This is a genomic window from Bacteroides sp. NSJ-48 (genome assembly GCF_014287405.1).
GTDB classification, from domain to species: Bacteria; Bacteroidota; Bacteroidia; order Bacteroidales; family Bacteroidaceae; genus Bacteroides; species Bacteroides stercoris.
The window spans coordinates 1-21,132 of the sequence record NZ_JACOOD010000037.1 but is presented as its reverse complement, the minus strand read 5'-3'; the positions used below and the strand labels follow the sequence as shown (position 1 = coordinate 21,132).

General features: G+C 43.3%; 16 protein-coding genes and 1 tRNA gene. 5 read left to right on the top strand and 12 right to left on the bottom strand.

Features of this window, described 5'->3' with window-relative positions; translation table 11 throughout:
- From cls to H8S52_RS15035, 3 genes are all read right to left on the bottom strand, one after another.
- Nucleotides 1–1,440, bottom strand: coding sequence for a cardiolipin synthase (gene cls / locus H8S52_RS15045; RefSeq protein ID WP_117739958.1), 1,440 nt, complete (start codon nt 1,438–1,440; stop codon nt 1–3).
- Nucleotides 1,441–1,546: 106 nt separating this feature from the next.
- Nucleotides 1,547–4,453: a TonB-dependent receptor gene (locus tag H8S52_RS15040; protein ID WP_186910136.1), complete on the bottom strand. Its 2,907-nt coding sequence runs from the start codon at nt 4,451–4,453 to the stop codon at nt 1,547–1,549.
- Between the two features lie 100 nt (nt 4,454–4,553).
- A complete protein-coding gene (locus tag H8S52_RS15035; protein ID WP_022103883.1) occupies nt 4,554–4,967 on the bottom strand; it encodes a hypothetical protein in 414 nt (137 codons plus the stop codon).
- Between the two features lie 168 nt (nt 4,968–5,135).
- On the opposite strand from H8S52_RS15035, the gene aroB reads away from it, so the two are divergent.
- A complete protein-coding gene (gene aroB, locus H8S52_RS15030; protein WP_117985723.1) occupies nt 5,136–6,197 on the top strand; it encodes a 3-dehydroquinate synthase in 1,062 nt (353 codons plus the stop codon).
- 5 nt (nt 6,198–6,202) lie between these two features.
- Here aroB and H8S52_RS15025 read toward each other — a convergent pair whose 3' ends face one another.
- The 9 genes from H8S52_RS15025 to H8S52_RS14985 form a co-directional block, all read right to left on the bottom strand.
- The gene (locus H8S52_RS15025) at nt 6,203–7,255 is read right to left on the bottom strand and encodes a winged helix DNA-binding domain-containing protein (protein WP_186910144.1); all 1,053 of its coding nucleotides are present in this window, start codon (nt 7,253–7,255) and stop codon (nt 6,203–6,205) included.
- A 681-nt stretch (nt 7,256–7,936) separates the two neighbouring features.
- Nucleotides 7,937–8,560: a hypothetical protein gene (locus H8S52_RS15020; protein WP_186910135.1), complete on the bottom strand. Its 624-nt coding sequence runs from the start codon at nt 8,558–8,560 to the stop codon at nt 7,937–7,939.
- 27 nt (nt 8,561–8,587) lie between these two features.
- Nucleotides 8,588–8,932 carry a hypothetical protein gene (locus H8S52_RS15015; protein ID WP_186910134.1) on the bottom strand — a complete coding sequence of 115 codons (345 nt, stop codon included), beginning with the start codon at nt 8,930–8,932 and terminating at the stop codon, nt 8,588–8,590.
- A 35-nt stretch (nt 8,933–8,967) separates the two neighbouring features.
- Entirely contained in the window at nt 8,968–9,399 is a 432-nt protein-coding gene (locus H8S52_RS15010; protein ID WP_255470089.1) for a hypothetical protein, read from the bottom strand.
- A gap of 178 nt (nt 9,400–9,577) precedes the next feature.
- The gene (locus H8S52_RS15005; RefSeq protein ID WP_186910142.1) at nt 9,578–10,654 is read right to left on the bottom strand and encodes a hypothetical protein; all 1,077 of its coding nucleotides are present in this window, start codon (nt 10,652–10,654) and stop codon (nt 9,578–9,580) included.
- 278 nt (nt 10,655–10,932) lie between these two features.
- Nucleotides 10,933–11,886 (bottom strand): phage/plasmid replication protein, encoded by a 954-nt coding sequence (locus tag H8S52_RS15000; protein ID WP_186910133.1) that lies wholly within the window; start codon nt 11,884–11,886, stop codon nt 10,933–10,935.
- A 31-nt stretch (nt 11,887–11,917) separates the two neighbouring features.
- Nucleotides 11,918–12,166, bottom strand: coding sequence for an AlpA family transcriptional regulator (locus H8S52_RS14995; protein ID WP_255470092.1), 249 nt, complete (start codon nt 12,164–12,166; stop codon nt 11,918–11,920).
- Between the two features lie 223 nt (nt 12,167–12,389).
- On the bottom strand, nt 12,390–13,199 hold the full coding sequence (locus H8S52_RS14990; protein WP_186910132.1) for a hypothetical protein: 810 nt from the start codon (nt 13,197–13,199) through the stop codon (nt 12,390–12,392).
- A gap of 19 nt (nt 13,200–13,218) precedes the next feature.
- Nucleotides 13,219–14,487: a site-specific integrase gene (locus H8S52_RS14985; protein WP_186910131.1), complete on the bottom strand. Its 1,269-nt coding sequence runs from the start codon at nt 14,485–14,487 to the stop codon at nt 13,219–13,221.
- 349 nt (nt 14,488–14,836) lie between these two features.
- On the opposite strand from H8S52_RS14985, the gene H8S52_RS14980 reads away from it, so the two are divergent.
- From H8S52_RS14980 to H8S52_RS14965, 4 genes are all read left to right on the top strand, one after another.
- A tRNA-Pro gene (locus tag H8S52_RS14980) sits at nt 14,837–14,911 on the top strand.
- A gap of 556 nt (nt 14,912–15,467) precedes the next feature.
- Entirely contained in the window at nt 15,468–16,097 is a 630-nt protein-coding gene (locus H8S52_RS20015; protein ID WP_255470088.1) for a hypothetical protein, read from the top strand.
- A gap of 689 nt (nt 16,098–16,786) precedes the next feature.
- A complete protein-coding gene (locus H8S52_RS14970; RefSeq protein WP_186910130.1) occupies nt 16,787–17,572 on the top strand; it encodes a TerB family tellurite resistance protein in 786 nt (261 codons plus the stop codon).
- A 69-nt stretch (nt 17,573–17,641) separates the two neighbouring features.
- A complete protein-coding gene (locus H8S52_RS14965) occupies nt 17,642–20,908 on the top strand; it encodes a S41 family peptidase (RefSeq protein WP_186910129.1) in 3,267 nt (1,088 codons plus the stop codon).
- The last annotated feature ends 224 nt before the right edge of the window (nt 20,909–21,132 follow it).

Below are 21,132 nucleotides of genomic sequence, written 5' to 3'. Positions count from 1 at the left end.
CTACAGTAACGGTGCCAGCAGCCGCACTATGCTTTCTGCCGCCTTACGGTGCCAGGGACGTTTCTCCCAATTCTTGGAGAATACCTGCACACATTCCCGCTGGTCCTGCAAGAATATCTCACGCATCTGCAATGCGGTCTCGGTGTCGTATATAAAGGCATTCACCTCAAAATTATGCTCGAAACTGCGGAAATCCACGTTCGTAGAGCCTACTGTGGACAATTCGTCATCCGATACCATGAGTTTGGAGTGCAGGAAACCTTTTTTATAAAAGTACACCTTGACACCTGCACGCAACGCCTCTGCCAGATACGAGCAGGAGCCCAGATGCGTCAGCCTGTTATCCGCACGATAAGGCAGCATAAGACGCACATCCACCCCTGCCAGTGCAGCCGTCTGCATGGCTACGAGCACGGCTTCCGTCGGGAGAAAATAAGGAGTCTGTATATAAAAGTATTTCCGGGCGCCGGTTATCGCCATGACAAGTCCCTGCATGATTTCTTTCCAGGGACCTATCGGCTCGGCCGTTACAATCTGCGCCAGTGAAGTGCCGCAGACATCCACCTTCGGGAAGTAGCGGGCAGACGTAATCAAGGTACGGTCTACAAAATACCAGTCGAGCAGAAAAGCCGTTTGCAGACCATGCACAACCTTACCTTCCAGCAGCAGGTGCGTATCACGCCAGATGCCCCATGAAAAGCCGCGCATATAACGTTCGGCCAGGTTCATTCCGCCTACAAAGCCCACGCGCCCGTCAATGACTACAATCTTGCGGTGGTTGCGGTAATTCACCTTGCTGGTGAACAAAGGAAAACGTACTTTCAGGAAACTGCGCACTTCTACTCCCGCCTCGCGCATCTGTTCATAAAAGCGGTTGGGAACATGCCAGCATCCCACATCATCATAAATCACACGCACTTCCACTCCCTGCTTCGCTTTCTCCATCAGCACATCGCGCACCATACGGCCTACGGCGTCATCCTCGAAGATATAAAACTCCATGTGGATGTGCCTGGTCGCCTTTTGCAATTCGCGCAACAAGGATTGAATCATGGAAAGTCCCCGCGTATAGACTTCCACACGGTTTCCATCGAAAGGAAAAGCCTGGTTGGTGTTGCGAAACAGAGAGATAAGGCGTCCGTAATTTGCCGGAAGCGCACAGGAATCCTGGGCAAGATATTCGGCCATCGGCTTCTTCAACAGACGGTTGTAACTCTTCTTGCCAATGACACGCACCCGCCTTTGGCTGCGGCCGAAGAAGAAGTAAAACACCAGTCCCACCACCGGAAGGAACATCAGCACCAATATCCACGCCATTGTCTTTACCGGATTCCGGTTATCGAGAATGATAACCGTGATTGTTCCGATAATTGCGCCAAAATAGATAATATCGAATGCTACTGTGGCAATCAGGCCGGCTATGAAGTTCCAATCAAGCATACATTTGTCACAAGAAGAAATAAGTCCCGAATAAAAATCAAAACAGATTTTAAAACAAATATATGAAAAAGGAAGGAAGTTTTACGACCTATTACATTGATTAACATTAGAACGGACGCCGCCCGCCGCCAAAGCCACCCCGGTGGCCGCCCGGACCAGGACCGCCGAAGCCTTGCCTGCCACGCATGCTTTCGCGCGCACCCTTACCGCCAAAAATATTCAAACGGTAAATGAAATGCAGCATGCAGTAGCTGTTGACACCATTATAAGACGACACCGACCGGCCATCCGCCGTCAACGAGCGGCTGATGTTGCTCTGTTGTTTCAGGATATCGTACATCTCGAAGCTCACAGTCGCCGCACCTTTCAGGAACGATTGCGAAAGTTGCGCGTTCCAGATCAACTCGTTGCGGTTCATGCTGCTGTCCGTATAGCCGCGGCGGCTTTGATTGGTGATATTGGTGGAAAGCGTCATCTTCCAGGGCATCGTGATGTTGGTCAGCGCACCGTAAGAGAAGGTATAGGGATTCTGGTTATTCTCCGGGCGCAATTTGCTGCGCTCTGCCGTATAGGAAACCGAACCGTTCACTCCGAATTCAAACCAGTCGTTGCGGTAGGCCCCGTTCACCCGCTCGCTCAGCATAAGTTCGGTAGTGGTATTCTTGTTATCCTGTTTCGTATTCTGATCGTATAGGAAAGCCACGTTGTTATTGTATCTGAGTTGCGAAAAAGAGTTTACCGTAAACTTCTTGTTCTTCAACGCCGTATTGAATCCGAACATACCGAAAGCGCTCCAGTTGCCGTTGATATTCTTGGGCGTAGTGGTCCGTCCGCCGGTTTGCTCGTTGTACACCGTACTGTTGCTGATGCTGTTCTGCGTGGTCGAGAAGCTGAGATGTGTCATCATTCCGCGCTGCAACTCCCCATTATAAGTATTGTAGAAGAGGCGCATATTGTGCGTAAATGCCGGCTTCAGTCCCGGATTTCCGACTCTGATGTTCAGCGGATTCGAGTTGTCGGCAATAGGCAGCAGGTTCTCCATGCTCGGCTGACTGCTGCGTCCACGATACATAAAACGCAACTGGCTCACTTTAGAAAAACGGTAACGGAAATCAATGTTCGGGGCAAAGTTGAATACGTTTCGGGCGGTATCAATCATATAATCCCCGCGCTTATAGGACAATACCGAATGCTGCGGCTGGAAAGACATCCCCGCACTCAACTGATACTTCTCACGGATGAAGCGCAACGACACGGACGCATCGTGGTTGTAGTATCTGTACTCCGCATATTTGCCCAGGCTATCCACGGCATGCGACTCGTATCCGGACGGCAAAGGCCCGTTGATGTCCCACTCCGGATAGTCCAGCATATCGAATGTGGTCTTGTCGCTCTCGCTGTACTTGTATTGGAACTGATAGCTGAACTGCAGGAAAGTGGCGCGTGCAATCGGTTCGCTGTACGTAACCTGGGCGCTATAATTATAATTGTTGGTAGGTGTTGTGATATACTGGTTGCGATACAGAACGGAGTCTCCGCCCAACGCGTTCAATATCTGGTAATAGCGGGTTTCCGACTGCCTGTACTGGTCGTTGTCGTTGTCGCCGTAGCTAAAGCGTCCGCGGAAGGTTATGTTACGTCCGCGGTTATTCAGCTTCCTGTTGAGTTGCAACGTGGCGGATGTCGAAATGCTTTTGCTTTTGGTCAGAGAAGCATCATTCGTTGCATTGACACGGATACTTTCCAAAGGGTCGTCTTCCAGCTTGTCGAAGTCGAGAAAATCGTTCGGGTTGGCAATCAGGCTATACGGGTCCGAGTTGAATGTTCCCGATTCCGAACCGGAAGTACCGTTTGTCTTGCCGTAAGAGAAGTTAGGACGGAAAATGATATTCGTCATCGAATCCGGCTTCCACTCCAGACGGAAGTTGGCAAAGACATCCGAATTCTTGTTCTTGTTGACAGCGTTCGAATTGGAGTATGAACTTCCGTTCTGCAGGAAACGTTCCGAAGAGTTGGTACTGATAATGTCCGCACCTTTATAATCATAGCGGACACTACCGTCGAGCTCCAGTTTCGAAGTCTCCGTCGCAAAGTTCGCTCCCAGTGTTTTCGTGGCTACCAAACCGTTGTTCCTGCGCCAGCGCGGACCGCCGCCACCACCGGAGAATCCCTGGTCGTTGACATTATTGGCAGAACCAATCAAAGAGAATTGCGTCTTATCGACAATGTAATTTACCATCATGCGTGCCATATAACGGTCTTCCGTACCATAAGCCACATCCGCATTGCCGAACCACCCCTTATTCATACCTTTCTTTATGGTAAGGTCGAGCACCGTCTCCTCTTCACCGTCATCTATACCGGTGATGCGTGCCAGGTCGGACTTCTTATCGTAGGTTTTCAGTTTATCAATTATATCCACCGGCAAGTTCTTCAAGCCCGTCTTTATATCGCCCCCGAAGAACTCTTTGCCGTCCACCATGATTTTCTTCAGCTCCTTGCCGTTAATCGTCACATTGCCGTCATCATCGATTTCCGCACCGGGCAGTTTCTTCACCAGTTCTTCCAGCATCGCCCCTTCCGGCGTGCGATAGACAGAGGAACTGTACATCAGCGTATCTTCCACCACCTGCACTTGCGGCGCTTCCGCCACTACCACAGCCTCGGCAAGCATAATGGCATCCGTTTCGAGCGTTATCGTACCCACATTTTTATTGCGCACGTTGGCATAGAGATGCAGCGGTAGAAACTTATTCTTAAAACCTATATAGGAAACTTTCAGCACATATTTCCCCGCATTCACCTTCGGCAGGGTAAAGTAGCCGTTTCCCGTAGTGGCAACACCGGCTGCATAAGCGCTGTCCGGCAACGATAGCAATTGAATGGTAGCTTGCACCGCAGGCTCGTTCGTGTCTTCAAGCACACGGCCGGATACGGTGATGTTTTTGGTTTGTGAAAAAGCAGACAATGCCGTTGCCAGCAACAGCACCGCCGCAGTGATAATTTTTTTCATGCCCTGTCTTCTAAATAATCAACACTGTTTATTTGTAACTGATGCTTTTGACAAAAGTACGGGCAAAAGGTTTAACGGGCTACAGAATGATTTTGTTTAATTACCGGTTATTCCGCTTGAACAGGTTGTCCACGGTCGCTTTCTTTATGCCGAATTCAAGGCAGAGGACGTTCATAATCAGGAATATCAGGAAAGAAGAAGAATCGACGGACATAATATCGCCCTGCGCCACCCTGTACAGCATGCCTCCGAAAATAAAGAGCACGGTAAGGAACATCGCATTGCGCGTGGCTTTGTTGCGTATCTCCTCTGTCGCCTTGCATTCGCCTTTCGTCAGCGCAAAGAGTATCATCAATGCCCCCAGCATCATCAGGAGTTTGGAGCACTCTTTATAAAACAGCAGATTGGCATCTGTAACCCTGCCCGTAAGCATCATCAAGAACGGAAGGAACAAGGCCAGCGCAATTACGAAATAGCCCAACGGACGGCAGTATACGGGAAGTAAAGCTTTCATTTTCTTACATACAAATTAAAGGTTACGGTGCGGACACCTTACAAATACATAGATTTTCGGAAACAAAGATAACGTTTTATTGTTGAAAGAACTATCTTTGTAGCATAATAAATAAAGAGAGCAATGCTCCCTTCCATAATTTACAACTTCTAATCCGTAATAAGTCAAATGAGTAAACAAGAAGTAATCCTCTGCAAGGAGTTGGAAAACGACCTGACGCATGCCATCGGAAAATGTCCTCACGACAAGCTTTTCATCCTTACCGACGAACATACGCACCGCCTTTGCCTGCCGCAACTGCAAAGCATCCCCGCACTGGAAAATGCCGCCGAAATCATTATCGGAGCAGAAGACGTGCACAAGAACCTGGAGACGCTGGCTTCCGTGTGGCAGGCTCTGAGCGAACAGGGAGCCACCCGCCATTCGCTCTTGATAAACCTGGGCGGCGGAATGGCCACCGACCTCGGCGGCTTTGCGGCTGCCACTTTCAAACGCGGCATTGCATACATCAACATCCCTACTACCCTGCTTGCCATGGTAGACGCATCCGTAGGCGGAAAAACAGGCATCAACTTCAACGGACTGAAGAATGAAATCGGTGTCTTCGCCCCTGCTTCCTCCGTCTTGCTGGAAACCGGGTTCCTGCGCAGCCTCGATGCCCGCAACTTTTTCTCCGGCTATGCCGAAATGTTGAAGCACGGACTCATCAGCACTTCCGACCATCTGGCGGAGCTGCTGTCTTTCGATACAGAAAACATAGATTACTCCGCACTCAGGACAATGGTAGGGCGCTCCGTACAGGTAAAGGAAGATATTGTGGAACAAGACCCCAAAGAGCACGGCATACGCAAGGCGCTCAATCTGGGACACACCATAGGACATGCTTTCGAGAGTCTTGCCCTGGCCGAAAACCGTCCGGTACTGCATGGTTATGCCGTGGCGTGGGGACTTGTGTGCGAACTTTACCTCTCCTACCTCAAAGCCGGCTTTCCTAAAGATAAAATGCGCCAGACCATCCAATTTATCAAAGAGAATTACGGCGCTTTCGCCTTTAGCTGCAAGCAATACGACAGCCTTTACGAACTGATGTTGCATGACAAGAAAAACACTGCCGGCATCATCAATTTCACGCTGCTGAAAGAGGTAGGCGATATCTGCCTGAACCAGACGGCGGACAAAGAAACGATTTTCGAGGTGTTCGACTTTTACCGGGAATGTATGGGGGTATAAATCCCTCACTTTCCCAAGAACTGCATATACTGCTGTTGTGCTTTGTCCAATAAAGCCTCATCTATACGGCTTTCCTGCCGGAAGAGAGAATACCCCGGGTCGCATCCGTTTCTTTTAACCTTCCTGTCCCAGTTCCCTACAATCTGCCCTTCGTAAAGTATTACCGGGAAGAACAATCCGTTCCCTGTAAAAGCTTTGGAACAGTGTTCGGAAGGGAGCGCATCCGTCCGGTCTTTATAACCCAGCAGCAGCTCATCGTACGGCGGCAGAAACCGTATATGCCCTTTTATGCTGCCGCGGGTTCTGCCGGACTCATGAAGATACCAGGTCTGCCCTTTCCACTGCTCTTCCGTCAGTTCACAGCCTATCAGGTATATACCTTGTTTCGCTTCCGTTACGGATAGTCCGGACCACCACACAAAATCCTGTAAAGTGGCAGGGGTATGACTACGGAAATAGTTCCTTGCCAAACGTGCCAGAGCCTCGTCCTTCGTTATGTCCGGCACAGGTGGCACGCACTCTTCCAGAAGCATGTAAGCATGCTTTCCGCCTTTAGACTCTCCTCCGCAAACGATGCCTTCCACTTCCGCCCGTACCATAAAGCGGGTCATATGATAGTTGTCCGCCGCCAGCCCCGAATGCCGGAAGTGTTCCGCTATTTCCAGCCTGGTCAGCCTTTTCTTTCCGGCAAGAATCGTTTCCAATGCACGATTGCTTTTACTGTAAAGTTCCTCGGATATCTCTTCCCTGCCTTTGGCGTATGCCTCATTGGCAGCTTTTATACGCCGGGCAGAGAGCTTCAGCATCCAACGAATATCTTCTGCCGCCACCAGATGCCACGTAGGGCGCATTACATGCGTTCTTAAAATCTCTCCTCTCTGCAACGCTTCTTCCACCGTCCGGACAGTGGCCGAAGCCAGGCGCATACCCACCGCCCATTTAGCCATTGCATAATCCTGTGCCTGGACAGCTCCCATCCAGGACACCAACTCTTTCGGAGAATGAAACAAAGGATTCGCCAACTGCTGGTTCAACAAGCGCAATTTAGGTATATCCATCATCAAATATATTGTTTATACGGTTTATAACTGCTTTTGGGAGATGGCAAAGCTAATATAAATAAACAAGAAAAAGGTAATATGCCCCAAAGAATCATCCGTTTTTCCGGCCGGATATTGCAATCACCTACTATTTCAGATTTATTTAACAATAAGAAAACACTGATAAACAGCGAATTTTAAAATAAAGGTAAAATAAAGGCAATAAAAAATCACAGAAGTATTTGCTATTTCAAAATAAAGACGTACTTTTGCATCCGCAATTCGGGGTGTAGCTCAGCCCGGTTAGAGTACGCGTCTGGGGGAACCAAAGAGCTTATATTCAAGAACTTAATATAACTTACAGATATACAAGGAGTTAGAGCAATCAGTTCAACTCCTTTTTCTTTTTTCTGTACAACTTTCCTAAAACAAATCCTATAAACTAATTCAAATTGATACAAATCAACGTCTAAAACATTCATAACTTTATAGCTTTTTTATTTACTATAAAGGTCGGACATTCTTTAACCGTGGACAACAAAACAGACCATTATATACAACGCGGTTCTTTAATGTAAATCCCCATACATTCAGAACACACAATATTATCTTCCTTATAGTGGCAAGCCATATATAAAAAGAATACCATTCAACAAAATAGTCAAACGGCATTCTATTTTTCGTAATTAAATCCAATATCTATTGAGAAGCTATTTTCTTTTCCAATATAAACAGCCCCCTCTTCGTCTCAATTAGAGATTTAATATCTTCAATATCATTGGTAATCATTTCTGTGATTTCTTCTAAAATAGATTTTCTCATCTTTATATCTATCAAAGTAGGCAGAATTCTCTTTATATATTCAACTCTGTCTGCCACCTCATAATTTTCAAGCAAGTCAATCCCGTAATCTCTAAACATATAGAACATATACTGTTCTACCATATCAAAATTACCTTCTTCTATATATTTATCCAAGCCACTAATTATATGTTGCTCTGCCAAAGACAACTCTATTTCATGCCCAATTTCCATATATTCTTTTGACAATTTCTCTCTGTACTTTTTCATCCCAAGAGAAATTTTCCGTTGAAGTTCCTTTTCTTCTTGCAAATAATCTTTCTGACAACTCTTCAAGTCTTTTATATTTTGCTTATTCTTGTCAGCATGAAATTTTTCAATATTCCTAACAGCAGTATCGACCATCTTTTCAGTTGCTTTTTTTCTCTCTTCTTCAGTCGCTCTATAAATAACACTTATACCACTTGTATCATTCCAACGAGGGTGAACTGGACGTTTTTCTTTCCCCTTAACAGTTTTCATACACTTTTAATCGTTAATAATTATACATTAATCTACACCATAACAATCAAATTCATAAATATGAATGCGAATAAAGTCATAATCAGTCCGCAACATAATAGAGTCCAAGACTTTCAACTGCTCCTCATGATATTTTAATAGTTGCCTCTTCGTATAACCTACAGTTCGTTTTGTCTGATCATATATAGTTGGCAATTCTTCCTTAGGTATATCCAAGTAATAGTCCATATAACCATCATTATGTTCTTCCCTAAACGAATATAAATTACGAAGTTCGTGATAATCCATGTTCAAATCTTCCGTACTACAGACAACAAACTCCTTTTCGTCCTCTTTCTTAATTAGCAGAAGCGTCACTCCATAAGCTGACATAACTATATAATCCCCTTATTTATAATTGATAACTATCACCTTTTTTTCAATAAATCCCAACGATTGATATAGTCCTTTATATCCTTTTTAAAGATATTAAAACGTTCTCCACCACTTTTTAAGTCATATTTTGTTCTATTCTCTACCACATATTTACTTGGAACAATATAAAATTCAGGCAGTGTAGGAACATCTTTAAAGTCAAACTTCTTATTATATATTACAAAGACAATATAACGATTATCCTTAGCTTCCACATTACCGACAGGAATAGAATCATATTCACGAACAGACTTTACATCTATTTCAATGGCAAAGTCGTCATCATTCTTTATCCAAATATCTACACTTTTCTTATTCCCCAATGTCATATAAGCATCTATCCCAAGACGGTACAACATAGACAGTACCAAATACTCACTTGCTATACCAGTATCAAAACCCTTATTCTTAGTCTCCATAATCATAATATTTGTCTGTTACTATAATCATATACTATATATAACTATCTATTATAGTGTCATTTACATAACCACAAAACAAATATATTTAATTATTTTTGACTGTCCAAATATTTATTACATAATTTTGTATAAAACAAGAAAAACTGTTTACCACACAGAAAAAACAAGAATATAAATATCGTTATTCCAATAAATTAGCCCTAATATAAGTCTTACCATTACTGTAGGTCCTCTCTGTACCAATAGGTGCACCTTTCTTACTCTTTTCTATAATTTCGTCCATAAATTGTTGCATATCATTCGTATTAGTCGTATCTTTAGGCAGTGAAGAGCAGCTTCGCCCACTCTCTTCTTTATAAAAAGAGTCGATGGAAACAGGAGAGGTTTTATACCGGAACAGATCCAGGCCATACTGAAGGACGGAATCATCAGGAGTCGTATGATCGAGACTCTTTTTTAAAGTAGTTCCTCTAACGTCTGCGGAATTAGACTGCAGTTTAGATGAACTACTTTTTCTTAATTTATCTTTAATTATATTTAACTCGTTATCCTTTTTGTTGGCATTCTCAAATTTTCTTATGATATTTACAGCATCAAACAAAGCGCTGGTATTTTCTCTAACTTCTGCGGAATTGGACTGCAGTTTAGATGAAAATTTCAGCGCTTTCTTTTTATCTCTCCAAACTAACAAACCTTCATTTACCCAATTTAATATAGACTGCTGACTTTCTTTAGGATAAATACTTCTTATAGAAATTACAATAGCATCCTTTTCTTTAAAATCAATCTGTAAAGCAATAAGTAAATTTACATTATTACTTTTTAAATCAGTTATAACTACCTTTGATGTAGGTTGGGTTTTACTATTAAATATAAAAATAGGATGATTTAAAGCAAAAGGTAAATTCCTTACATCCTTCAAATCAAAAGGATGATTGTTTTTATATTTTTTACTCGATTTTAAAGATAGAGTAGAAGCCATTAAACGAATTTCCCTATCAGGAAATCCAGCGCTTGATAATATATTCTCAGGTTTTCCAAGTTTATACTTATAATCTTTAGGAAGTTCACCTTTAATTTGTTTATCAAGTATTTTATTAAATTGTTCATTAATTTGATATAATTTATTCTCACCTACATAAACCCAACCGTAAGGAGTTTTACGATAATCAAACTTACCGTAACGTCTTATCTCACCAACAGAAGCTCTACGAGCTTTCATCAGTTCATCAAATCCACTTTGAAATTCTACTGACATATTTTCAAATCATTTAAAATGATAGTCTTGAATTATTGTCCTCAGCAAAGTCAACCCCGCAGTACAATGATATTCAAGACTATCTTACAAATTTTAATGAAGTTGTAAACGATATTTCGTTTGTTTCAATGTTGCAAGAAAATCTTCTATCCATGACATTTCACCAACATAAGCAGAAAGATTGTAAATAAGCGTTTTTTTGCACAATTATGATTTACTACTGATTACAATCCACCTTTAATAAATACCATATCAAAAAACGAATAAAAACGATTATTTCACGATACATTATTATACGACCCATTAAGAAGCTCCATACGGGCAGGAGAAACATTATATCGCCTTTTCAACATTACATAGGCATTATCTATCTTTCTCGTCAACTCATTTATTAAAGGCTCTTTTTCATTATCCAAATAAATACTTCTTATTCTCCTTAACTCTTGTAGGACAGCAAACTTAACAGCACTGTTTATCTCTTTCTTTACAAAAGCTTCTTCAACCGCCTCGAACATATTTATTTCAGACATACACAAGGCAACACAAGACTCTTTCATACCCTTTACACCAGTAAATTTCAGACCAGCCTCTTCTACCTGCTTATCAATATCCATATAACATCTATACCATTTCTCCAACAACGACAGACAAAAATCAGAATCATACAAACAACTGCCCCTTACTTCACCAAACAATTTCGTTACCTTTTTAAAACGGAACTCATATCTTAACAAATTCAAATGTGCCAATTCTTCCACACCACAACTTTTTAATTCATTCATCTTGTCATAAAACACAAGCTGACAATCATACCTGTCAAAATAGAGAGTCTCCTTTTCTATATTCGAACGATGATAACTATCAAAATAAAGTAATTTAGTCAAATACAACCAAGGCACATAACTTACCCTAAAATTAAAAGCTATATCCATTCTACTAACTTTAGCCTTTTCTATCGGAACTCCAAGAGCAGAACCCAAACACCTTATCGCTGATCTAATTTCCCACAATAATAAAAACCTTTCATAATTATTACCCAAAAACCATTTTGTTAGACTACCCTCCACAATTAAAGTAGTGCCCCTTATATCTACCTGCATATTTTTAATACGACCTACCACCCTATTATTATAGTATTTCACATCAGTCAGTCTACAAGAAACCTCCTCTATAAAACTAATTTCATTATTTAGTTCTTCCTCTTTTAATATAAATTTTAATGTATCATACATAATGATATATTCTTAAATTACTAATATTATATTACTTATTATATACACCATCTTGTTCCTCCAAGAATTCATCGACCGTCCCTATCCGATGTCTTAACATCCAGGTCCTAATCTCAGAACGGACAAAACGCAAGACACTCCGTCTGCCCAAAGTCGATTTATAAAAAGGGATTTCTCTATTAGAGGTCTTCTTATAAACTGTATACTTCGACATACCTGTCATTTTACAGACTTCATCTATCCCGATTATATCAGAATCTGATGACCCATTTGTATTCATACACTCGTTCATTACTTCACTTAATATTTTCTTCAACTCGTCCATTGAGAGGTCAGTAATTTGTATTTTTTTCATATATATTTTTTTTAAACAACAGCAAAATTATACAGTAGTATTCAAACAAAAAAATCACATTTGCGCAACTATATACACATACAAAAAGAGCCTGATACAATTAAGTATCAGGCTCTTATAAACAGAAAATGCATGCGCAAAATATAGACTATTTAACCTTGTTATCCTTAGAAAGTAATCTCTTCAACTCTATTGCATATTTTCCAGATGCTGTATTATGAATCTGTACATTCAAAGATTTATTCTCTTCATCACAAAAGCACAAATTAACTATTTTAGCATCAAAAGTTCCTACCAAAGAATCAACCAAGAGTCTAACAAAAGCCTTACACCCCCGCAGATTTCGAATACGAATCTTTTTTATATCATCAACTGACGAGGTTTTAAATATCCTCAAAAAATCGCGACTACTGACATTTTCACCAGCCCAATAAACAGTAGTTTTTAAAAAATTATATACATTTTTCAAAGTTTCTTCATCATATCTACTATTCATTGTCACCAACATTTTTTTCTTTTTAGGAATATTAGAATATTTCTCCAGCCACAACCTTAATTCAACGAGATAAACACTCAGGTTAAAATTCTCAATTTCGTTCAAATCCGTCAACAAATAAGGCAGATTATCCCAATCTTTCTCTACCTCAGACCAAAAGGTCAAATCGTCAGCAAAATTCTGTCTATATTTATTCAGTTCTTCACGAATATAAGCAAGAGATTGTTTACCCCCTTCTATCAGTTCAAAGCCATTACCAGTTCGTAAACATTGAAGATTATCTTCCATTGTTATTATTCCATACCTTTCACAGCGGGATTTTATAAGCGATTCAACTTCGGCAATTTCCTGCTCAATCATTTCTTTCGAAGCAAAAACTTCACGCATATACCTGCGCATCACATTATTATCAATTCTATAATTAGGGCTGATAAGTTCCCTTTTAAAGTCCTTTTTTTTCATTTTTTATATATTTTATTATTTATAAACTCACTCTATTTTTATACAAAGCACCAATCGTAACTCTCTCTATTTCAGCATCACCAAAACTGTCCAAATAGGTATTAGTCGTTTCCAAATCCTTATGTCCCATCACTTGACTTATCATTTCACGGGAAACACCGTCAGCTTGTAAAGTCATAGCCATGGAATGCCTGCTTACATAACTCGTCAGCTTTTCAGTGAAGCCAAGCTCCTCGCCTATTTCTTTTAGACGGTCATTATAACGTGCCAATCTTCTACGCAAGTGATCATACAGTTGCTCACCATTATAATCTTTCGAAACCAAAGGTAGAAGACAGTCGCCAATAAGGACAGTATTCTCTTTAAACCATGATAGAAGATTTCTTAATTCATCAGTTACGGGTATTCTAATAAATTTGGCATTCTTGCTGTGTTCCGTCTTGTGTCTTTTATACACAATATGTTCCACTCCACCCTCCATCTTGATATTTTCCTTTTTCAAGTTTGCCATATCAATGAAGCTCATCCCATAACAAAAATAAGAGAATAGGAACAGACGTCTTGCCACTTCACGAGGCTTGTTATCAAACTTACAGTTCATCAGGCTTGACAGATATTCCTGAGGCAAATACCTTTTACGGGTTTCTTCTTCCAAGGCAGAAATACAGAAGCCACCCTTACCAAAAGGATAAGTAGTAGGAGAACATTCCTTTAAAGAGATAGCCTTGTTCAACATAGCACGCAACGTCTTCAATTCATGCTTGCGAGTATTACCACACCAACCTCTTTTTTCCATAAACTGATTGTAGCCGTTTACATACTTCAAATCTATTTCTTGAAAATAACGTGCAGACAGACGTTTATCAAACAAGCGCAGATTATAAACAACACGTTCCCATACCTTGGCATTTCCAATATGCCCAGTATCTTTCATTTCAGTAATACGCAGATATACAAAATCAAGAAATTTACCTTGTTTACTTTTATAAAGAAAGGCATCTTCAAACTGATTCAAAGTCCAATCTATTTTGTCATACTCAAAATCACGTTCGACAGTTTGCGCACGAGCCAACAATTGTAATATTCTCGCATTATATTCCTTATAATTAGGACAGACACGTTTGTCACATTTGAAACGTTCACAATCATCATCCCACTCCTCTCTTCTTGCATAAAGCCCAAGTGAGATATACTTTACTTTCAGGTTTTTTATTATTCTCAAAGATACGGGATAAGTCCCATTCTTTCTTTTATTAGAAGCATGAAGAAGCACTTTAAAAGTTGCCATATTATTATTTATTTTAAGTTCAACATTTATCGTGCAGCAAAAATATACGATTATTTTCCAAACAACGAACGAGTGATATATAAAAAAATCAACAATTTAACATTCGTTAGGAAGAAATATATCAGTCTTTTTCGGCACGTCTTTTCCCTAAAACTTTCCTAAAACATTCAAGATAGGTCTACACTAACAAATACAAATAGTTTCGTCATCATCCCACGACATAAAATACTGATACACAATGCATTAATAGAATTAAAACAAGAAATATCACGATTAACACAAAAAAAGAGGGCAGAAAATTTGCACAATCCCCATAAATACGTACCTTTGCACACGCAAAACAACGATTCGGGGTGTAGCTCAGCCCGGTTAGAGTACGCGTCTGGGGGGCGTGTGGTCGCTGGTTCGAATCCAGTCACCCCGACTGGTAAAAATGAAGGAGTTAAGTGATAAACTTAGCTCCTTTTTCTTTTATATATGACACATTTATAACACAAATCGTGACGAGCAAAAATACACGTAAACACTGAATTATAAATTAAATTTATTATGATGAACAAATTCAAACTTTCTGTTTTAACAATCTTTTTGCTATCAATCTCATTACCAAGAATACAAGCTCAGACTAATGTCCGAGCTTATGAGAAGTGGGAAGCTACGCAATTCGTTGCTGTAAGTGGACATCAACCGGAAGACTATGTTCTTGCAGATAATAATTGGGAAATAATATATAATCTACGAACGCCTCACACCCTAAATGAACTTCTTAAAATGGGAGTTAAGTGTTCTGACAGCCAATTATTATTATTGGAAGTAGGAGGACTAATTGACAGAACCAAAGGAAAATGGAAATGCACAATTCCTATTCTTGACGAAGAACAGACAACCTCTTTAAGAAATATCAGTAAGGAGATTGCGAAATCTATGTATTCAAACACTAAAAGTGATTTTGTCTCTCTCTCGTACATACAATCAAGGAGATGGGATTTGAAAATAACGCACTCTCATTGGTGTTTTCATATCTTTTGGATGGTAGGATGTGGACTAAACTGGTCTTATTCGATGAGATAAACAACCATGCTGGTTGGAGTGGTTGCTACTGGGTTTTATATGAGCCACGCAAAGACCTTAAATTCGGAACAAATGGCTTTGGTGATATGAATTTTATACTAACCTATCTCAACAGCGAAGTCTCACCAAGCAGTAAAACGATGGATGAAAGTGCTGAAGAAATATCCAAATTTGGGAAAATAAACAATCCACAACTTATTTCTAAACTCATACCTTATGGCTTGACAAACAGTAACGGGGATATACAATTTCCTATTATAAAAAAACAGCAAGACCGTTTTCATCACATTATCAAAAAGCTGGTTGACTCCATTTCTTCTGAACTTAAAAGTAATTGCAGCAATATAGCAACCCAATATAATATAAGTGATGAAAAAACAGCAATGGTAATTTTGTACCATGAGGTTATGTGGTATTTAATGGATAATCTGATTCAAGATAATGTGTTACATATTCCTGCTGTTTTTAAAGACGAGAAAAAAAATAAACAACGGCTGAATGAAGTCGTTTTCTTTGTTGAAGGTGGATTGATGCAGTAATGTCTGTAGTTTCTGAAAAATCAATGCTTTGCTACAAGTTTAATAAAATAAATCTACAACAACAGCTCAACGTAAAAAATCCCCGCTTCTTCCATTCTCTTTTGCCTAAGCCTAACCCGTTTTTCCCACACAAAAACAGCACTTTCCTTATTCTTTTTTGTTGAAAAGCAGCATGATAAATGTAGCCGTACCACAATAAAAACCCCGTTTTCCAGTTGCGGGCCCTGCGGTTGCCAACTGCGAACCGCAGGGTTTGCAGCTGCGGGCTCTACAGCCCGCAATTGGAAAACGAGGAATACTACATGCTGTTGCAACATTATACAAGGTGCGATAGCGGAAAAACAACAAGGCAACATCACATTTATCTTACGCATTCGGGATGAAAAGTCACGGTTTAACCTTTTTTAGACCCTGATATGAACAAAATCTCCCCAAATGCAGGAAATCTTGTTTTAAACAATAATACGCTGATTATAGGATGATTAACAACTGAAAGACGGATAAAAAGAGCCTTTTCCCGTGACGACCGAAATTGGTCGTCACCTGTCGTCGTCCGTGTCACCACGTCTGTATCGCTCTCCCACAAAGGGATAAAGACTAAAAGTGACGAGTGACGACCGTTTTTCTTTTTAACCCCTTTCTCTTATTCGGATAAGAATTGCTATTTTTGCAGATAAAAGAACAAAATTATGGGAGCAGGAAAATGGATTGGCGGTATCATCGGCTTCATGGCAGGCGGACCGCTCGGCGCATTGGCAGGATATGCACTCGGGTCGCTGATAGAGCTCGGTGGCAATACTGCAAGTTATACGACAGACTATGGCAACGGACAGACTGAGGAAGATGTCTTTGCCGGGCAACGGAACAGTTTTCTTTTTTCGATGCTGGTAATGGCCTCGTACATCATACGGGCAGACGGACGCATCATGCACAGTGAAATGGAATACGTCCGCAATTTCCTACGGGCCAACTTCGGCGTTGCGGCAGTAGGCGAAGGCGAACGGATATTGCTCAACCTCTTCGAGCAACGCAAGCGAATGGACATGCAGAATCCTCTCGCATTCAGACAGACCATCCGTGATTGCGGCAGGCAGATAGCCGCCAACCTCACATACGAGGAACGCCTGCAACTGCTGGGATTCCTTGCCAACATAGCCCGGAGCGACAACAACGTCTGCCGCGAAGAGATAGAAGCGCTGAAAGAAGTGGCAACCTATATGGGACTGTCCGAGAAAGAAGTGGAATCCATGCTCAACCTGGGCGGAAACTCCCTGGAAGCTGCCTACAAAGTTCTGGAAATTCTTCCTACAGCCACCGATGAGGAGGTGCGTGCCGCCTATCGCAAACTGGTACTGAAGCACCACCCCGACCGGGTAGCCACACTGGGAGAAGACATCAAACGCGCCGCCGAAGAGAAACTCCAGGACATCAACAATGCCAAAGAAATAATCTACAAAGCAAGAGGTATCAAATAGCTGCGAAAGACTGTCTCACCGAAAAAAGGCTTCAATCCCCCCAAGAATATTAATAGAATCCTATCCGATATGAAGAAAATTTTTGCTTATCTCACACTGGGTTTCACTACCCTCACCACCTATGCCGCAACCCCTCTCTGGATGCGCGACATACAGATTTCACCCGACGGTACGGAAATCGTTTTCTGTTACAAGGGAGACATCTACAAAGTTTCCGCAAAAGGCGGTACGGCCACGCAGCTCACCACGCAGGAGTCTTACGAATCGTCTCCCGTATGGTCGCCGGACGGCAAACAGATAGCGTTTGCCAGCGACAGGCAAGGAAATTTCGACGTATTCGTAATGCCTTCCAATGGCGGTGCGGCACAACGCCTGACCACCAACTCGGCAGGAGAAATCCCTTCCGCATTCACGCCCGACGGCAAGTATATCCTTTTCTCCGCCGCCATACAGGACCCGGCCGGAAGTGCGCTCTTCCCCAGTCCTGCCATGACCGAGCTTTATAAAGTCCCCGCAACCGGCGGACGCACCGAACAGGTATTGGGTACTCCCGCCGAAGCCCTCTGCTTCGACAAAACGGGCGACATGTTTTTCTACCAAGACCAAAAAGGATTTGAAGACCAGTGGCGGAAGCACCACACCTCTTCCATTACACGCGACATATGGATGTACGACTGCCGTACAGAGAAGCATACCAACCTCACCCGCCACGCGGGCGAAGACCGCAACCCCGTCCTCTCGCCGGACGGACAGACCTTGTACTTCCTGAGCGAGCGCAACGGCGGTTCGTTCAATGTGTACTCCCTGCAGCCGGCACACCCCGAAGCGGTAAAAGCGGTAAGCAGTTTCAAGACCCATCCCGTGCGCTTCCTCTCCATAAGCGGCAACGGAACATTGTGCTATGGTTACGACGGTGAAATATATACCCAGCAGGATGGCGCCGCCCCGCAAAAAGTACAAATAGAGATTATCCGCGACGACCGGCCCGATACAGCCCGCCTGACCTTTACCAATGGAGCCACCTCGGCAACCGTTTCGCCGGACGGCAAGCAAGTGGCATTCATCGCCCGTGGCGAAGTGTTCGTCACTTCGGCAGACTATGCCACAACCAAACAGATAACCCACACCCCTGCCGGTGAAAGCGGCCTGTCCTTCGCACCCGACAACCGCACGCTGGCTTATGCCAGTGAGCGCAACGGCAACTGGCAGTTGTATCTTGCCAAAATAGTCCGCAAGGAAGACCCCAACTTCCCGAACGCCACCATCGTAGAAGAAGAGGCATTGTTGCCGTCAGCCACCGTTGAGCGTGCTTTCCCGCAATTCTCGCCCGACGGTAAAGAGCTGGCATTCATAGAAGACCGTACCCGCCTCATGGTGGTGAACCTTGATACGAAGAAAGTGCGCCAGATTACCGATGGCTCCACCTGGTACAGCACGAGCGGCGGGTTCGACTATGCCTGGTCGCCGGACGGAAAATGGTTCACCCTCGAATTCATCGGCAACAGGCACGACCCGTATTCCGATATAGGTCTTGTCAGCGCACAGGGCAACAGCCCCATCATCAACCTGACCAACAGCGGCTACATGAGCGGTTCGCCCCGTTTTGCCCTCGACGGCAATGCCATTCTCTTCAAGACGGAGCGTTACGGCATGCGCGCTCATGCCTCATGGGGTTCGCAGGACGATGCCATGCTCGTTTTCCTCAATCAGGACGCCTACGACAAATACTGCCTGAGCAAGGAAGACTACGAACTGCGCAAGGAACTGGAAGCCGAACAGAAAAAAGCGCAAAGCAAGGACACTGCCAAAGGTAAGAAAGGCAGCAAGAAAGATGCAGGACAAGAAAAAGCCGCGGACGATGACAAGGCTCAGGTAAAGGACATCACCGTAGAACTGAAAAACATGGAAGACCGCATGGTACGCCTCACCCCGAATTCCTCGGACATGGGCAGCGTCATCATCTCCAAAGACGGTGAGACCCTTTATTACTTTGCCGCCTTTGAAGGCGGTTACGACCTTTGGAAAATGGATCTCCGCAAGAAAGACACCCGGCTGCTTCACAAAATGGATGCCGGCTGGGCTTCCATGGAAATGGACAAAGACGGCAAGAACCTTTTCCTGCTGGGCGGCAAAACCATGCAGAAGATGAATATGGCATCCGATGAGCTGAAGCCTGTCACTTACCGGGCACAAGCCAAAATGGATTTGGCGGCGGAACGCGAATATATGTTCAACCACGTGTACAAACAGCAGAAGAAGCGTTTCTACAACACCGATATGCACGGTGTAGACTGGGATGCCATGAGCGCCGCCTACCGCAAGTTCCTGCCTCACATAGACAATAACTACGACTTTGCCGAACTGTTGAGCGAATGGCTGGGCGAGCTGAACGTATCGCACACCGGCGGCCGTTACTACGCTTCCGGACAAAGCGAACCGACTGCCAGTCTGGGACTGCTTTTCGACTGGAATTACCGGGACAAAGGGATGCGCATTGCCGAAGTCATAGAGAAAGGTCCGTTCGATAACGCCTCAACTAAAGCAAAGGCAGGCATCATCATTGAAAAGATTGACGGCACAGAAATTACCCCTGAAATGGATTACTACACATTATTAAATGATAAAGCCAAAAAGAAAACCCTCGTCTCACTCTACAACCCGCAAACCAAAGAACGCTGGGAAGAGGTGGTAATTCCGATAAGCGGCAGCGCACTGAATACCCTGCTCTATACCCGCTGGGTGAAACAACGTGCAGCAGATGTGGACAGATGGTCCGGCGGACGGCTGGGATATGTTCATATCGAATCAATGGGCGATGACAGTTTCCGCTCCGTCTACTCAGACATTTTGGGCAAATACAACAACCGCGAGGGCATTGTCATCGACACCCGCTTCAATGGCGGCGGACGCCTGCACGAGGACATCGAAATTCTGTTCAGCGGCCAGAAGTACTTCACGCAAGTGGTTCGCGGCCGCGAAGCCTGCGACATGCCCAGCCGCCGCTGGAACAAGCCTTCCATTATGGTGACCTGCGAAGCCAACTATTCCAATGCACACGGCACACCGTGGGTGTACCGCCACCGGAATATCGGCAAACTGGCGGGTATGCCCGTTCCGGGAACCATGACAAGCGTATCCTGGGAGCGTCTGCAAGACCCGTCGCTCGTATTCGGCATCCCCGTTGTGGGTTACCGCCTGCCCGACGGCAGCTACCTGGAGAACAGCCAACTGGAACCGGACATCAAAGTGGCCAACTCGCCCGAAACCATCGTAAAGGGTGAAGATACCCAACTGAAAGTTGCCGTAGAAGAACTGCTGAAGGAGCTGGACAAATAAGATACCGGTCGGCAGGCTTCGGACTCTGCATAACAAGGATTATACGAAAAGAGGTTGTGTCAAAATGCTGACACAGCCTTTTTTTATGCGCAAAGCCCAGACTTTCTCAAGCCCGGGCTTTGTTATTACCCAAAGTTTTCGTATCTTTAGGCATAAAGTTTTTCGTTATGGCAAAGTTACATTTTCGTCCTTACATTCCCAACCAAACCGTTCTTTTTCCACAA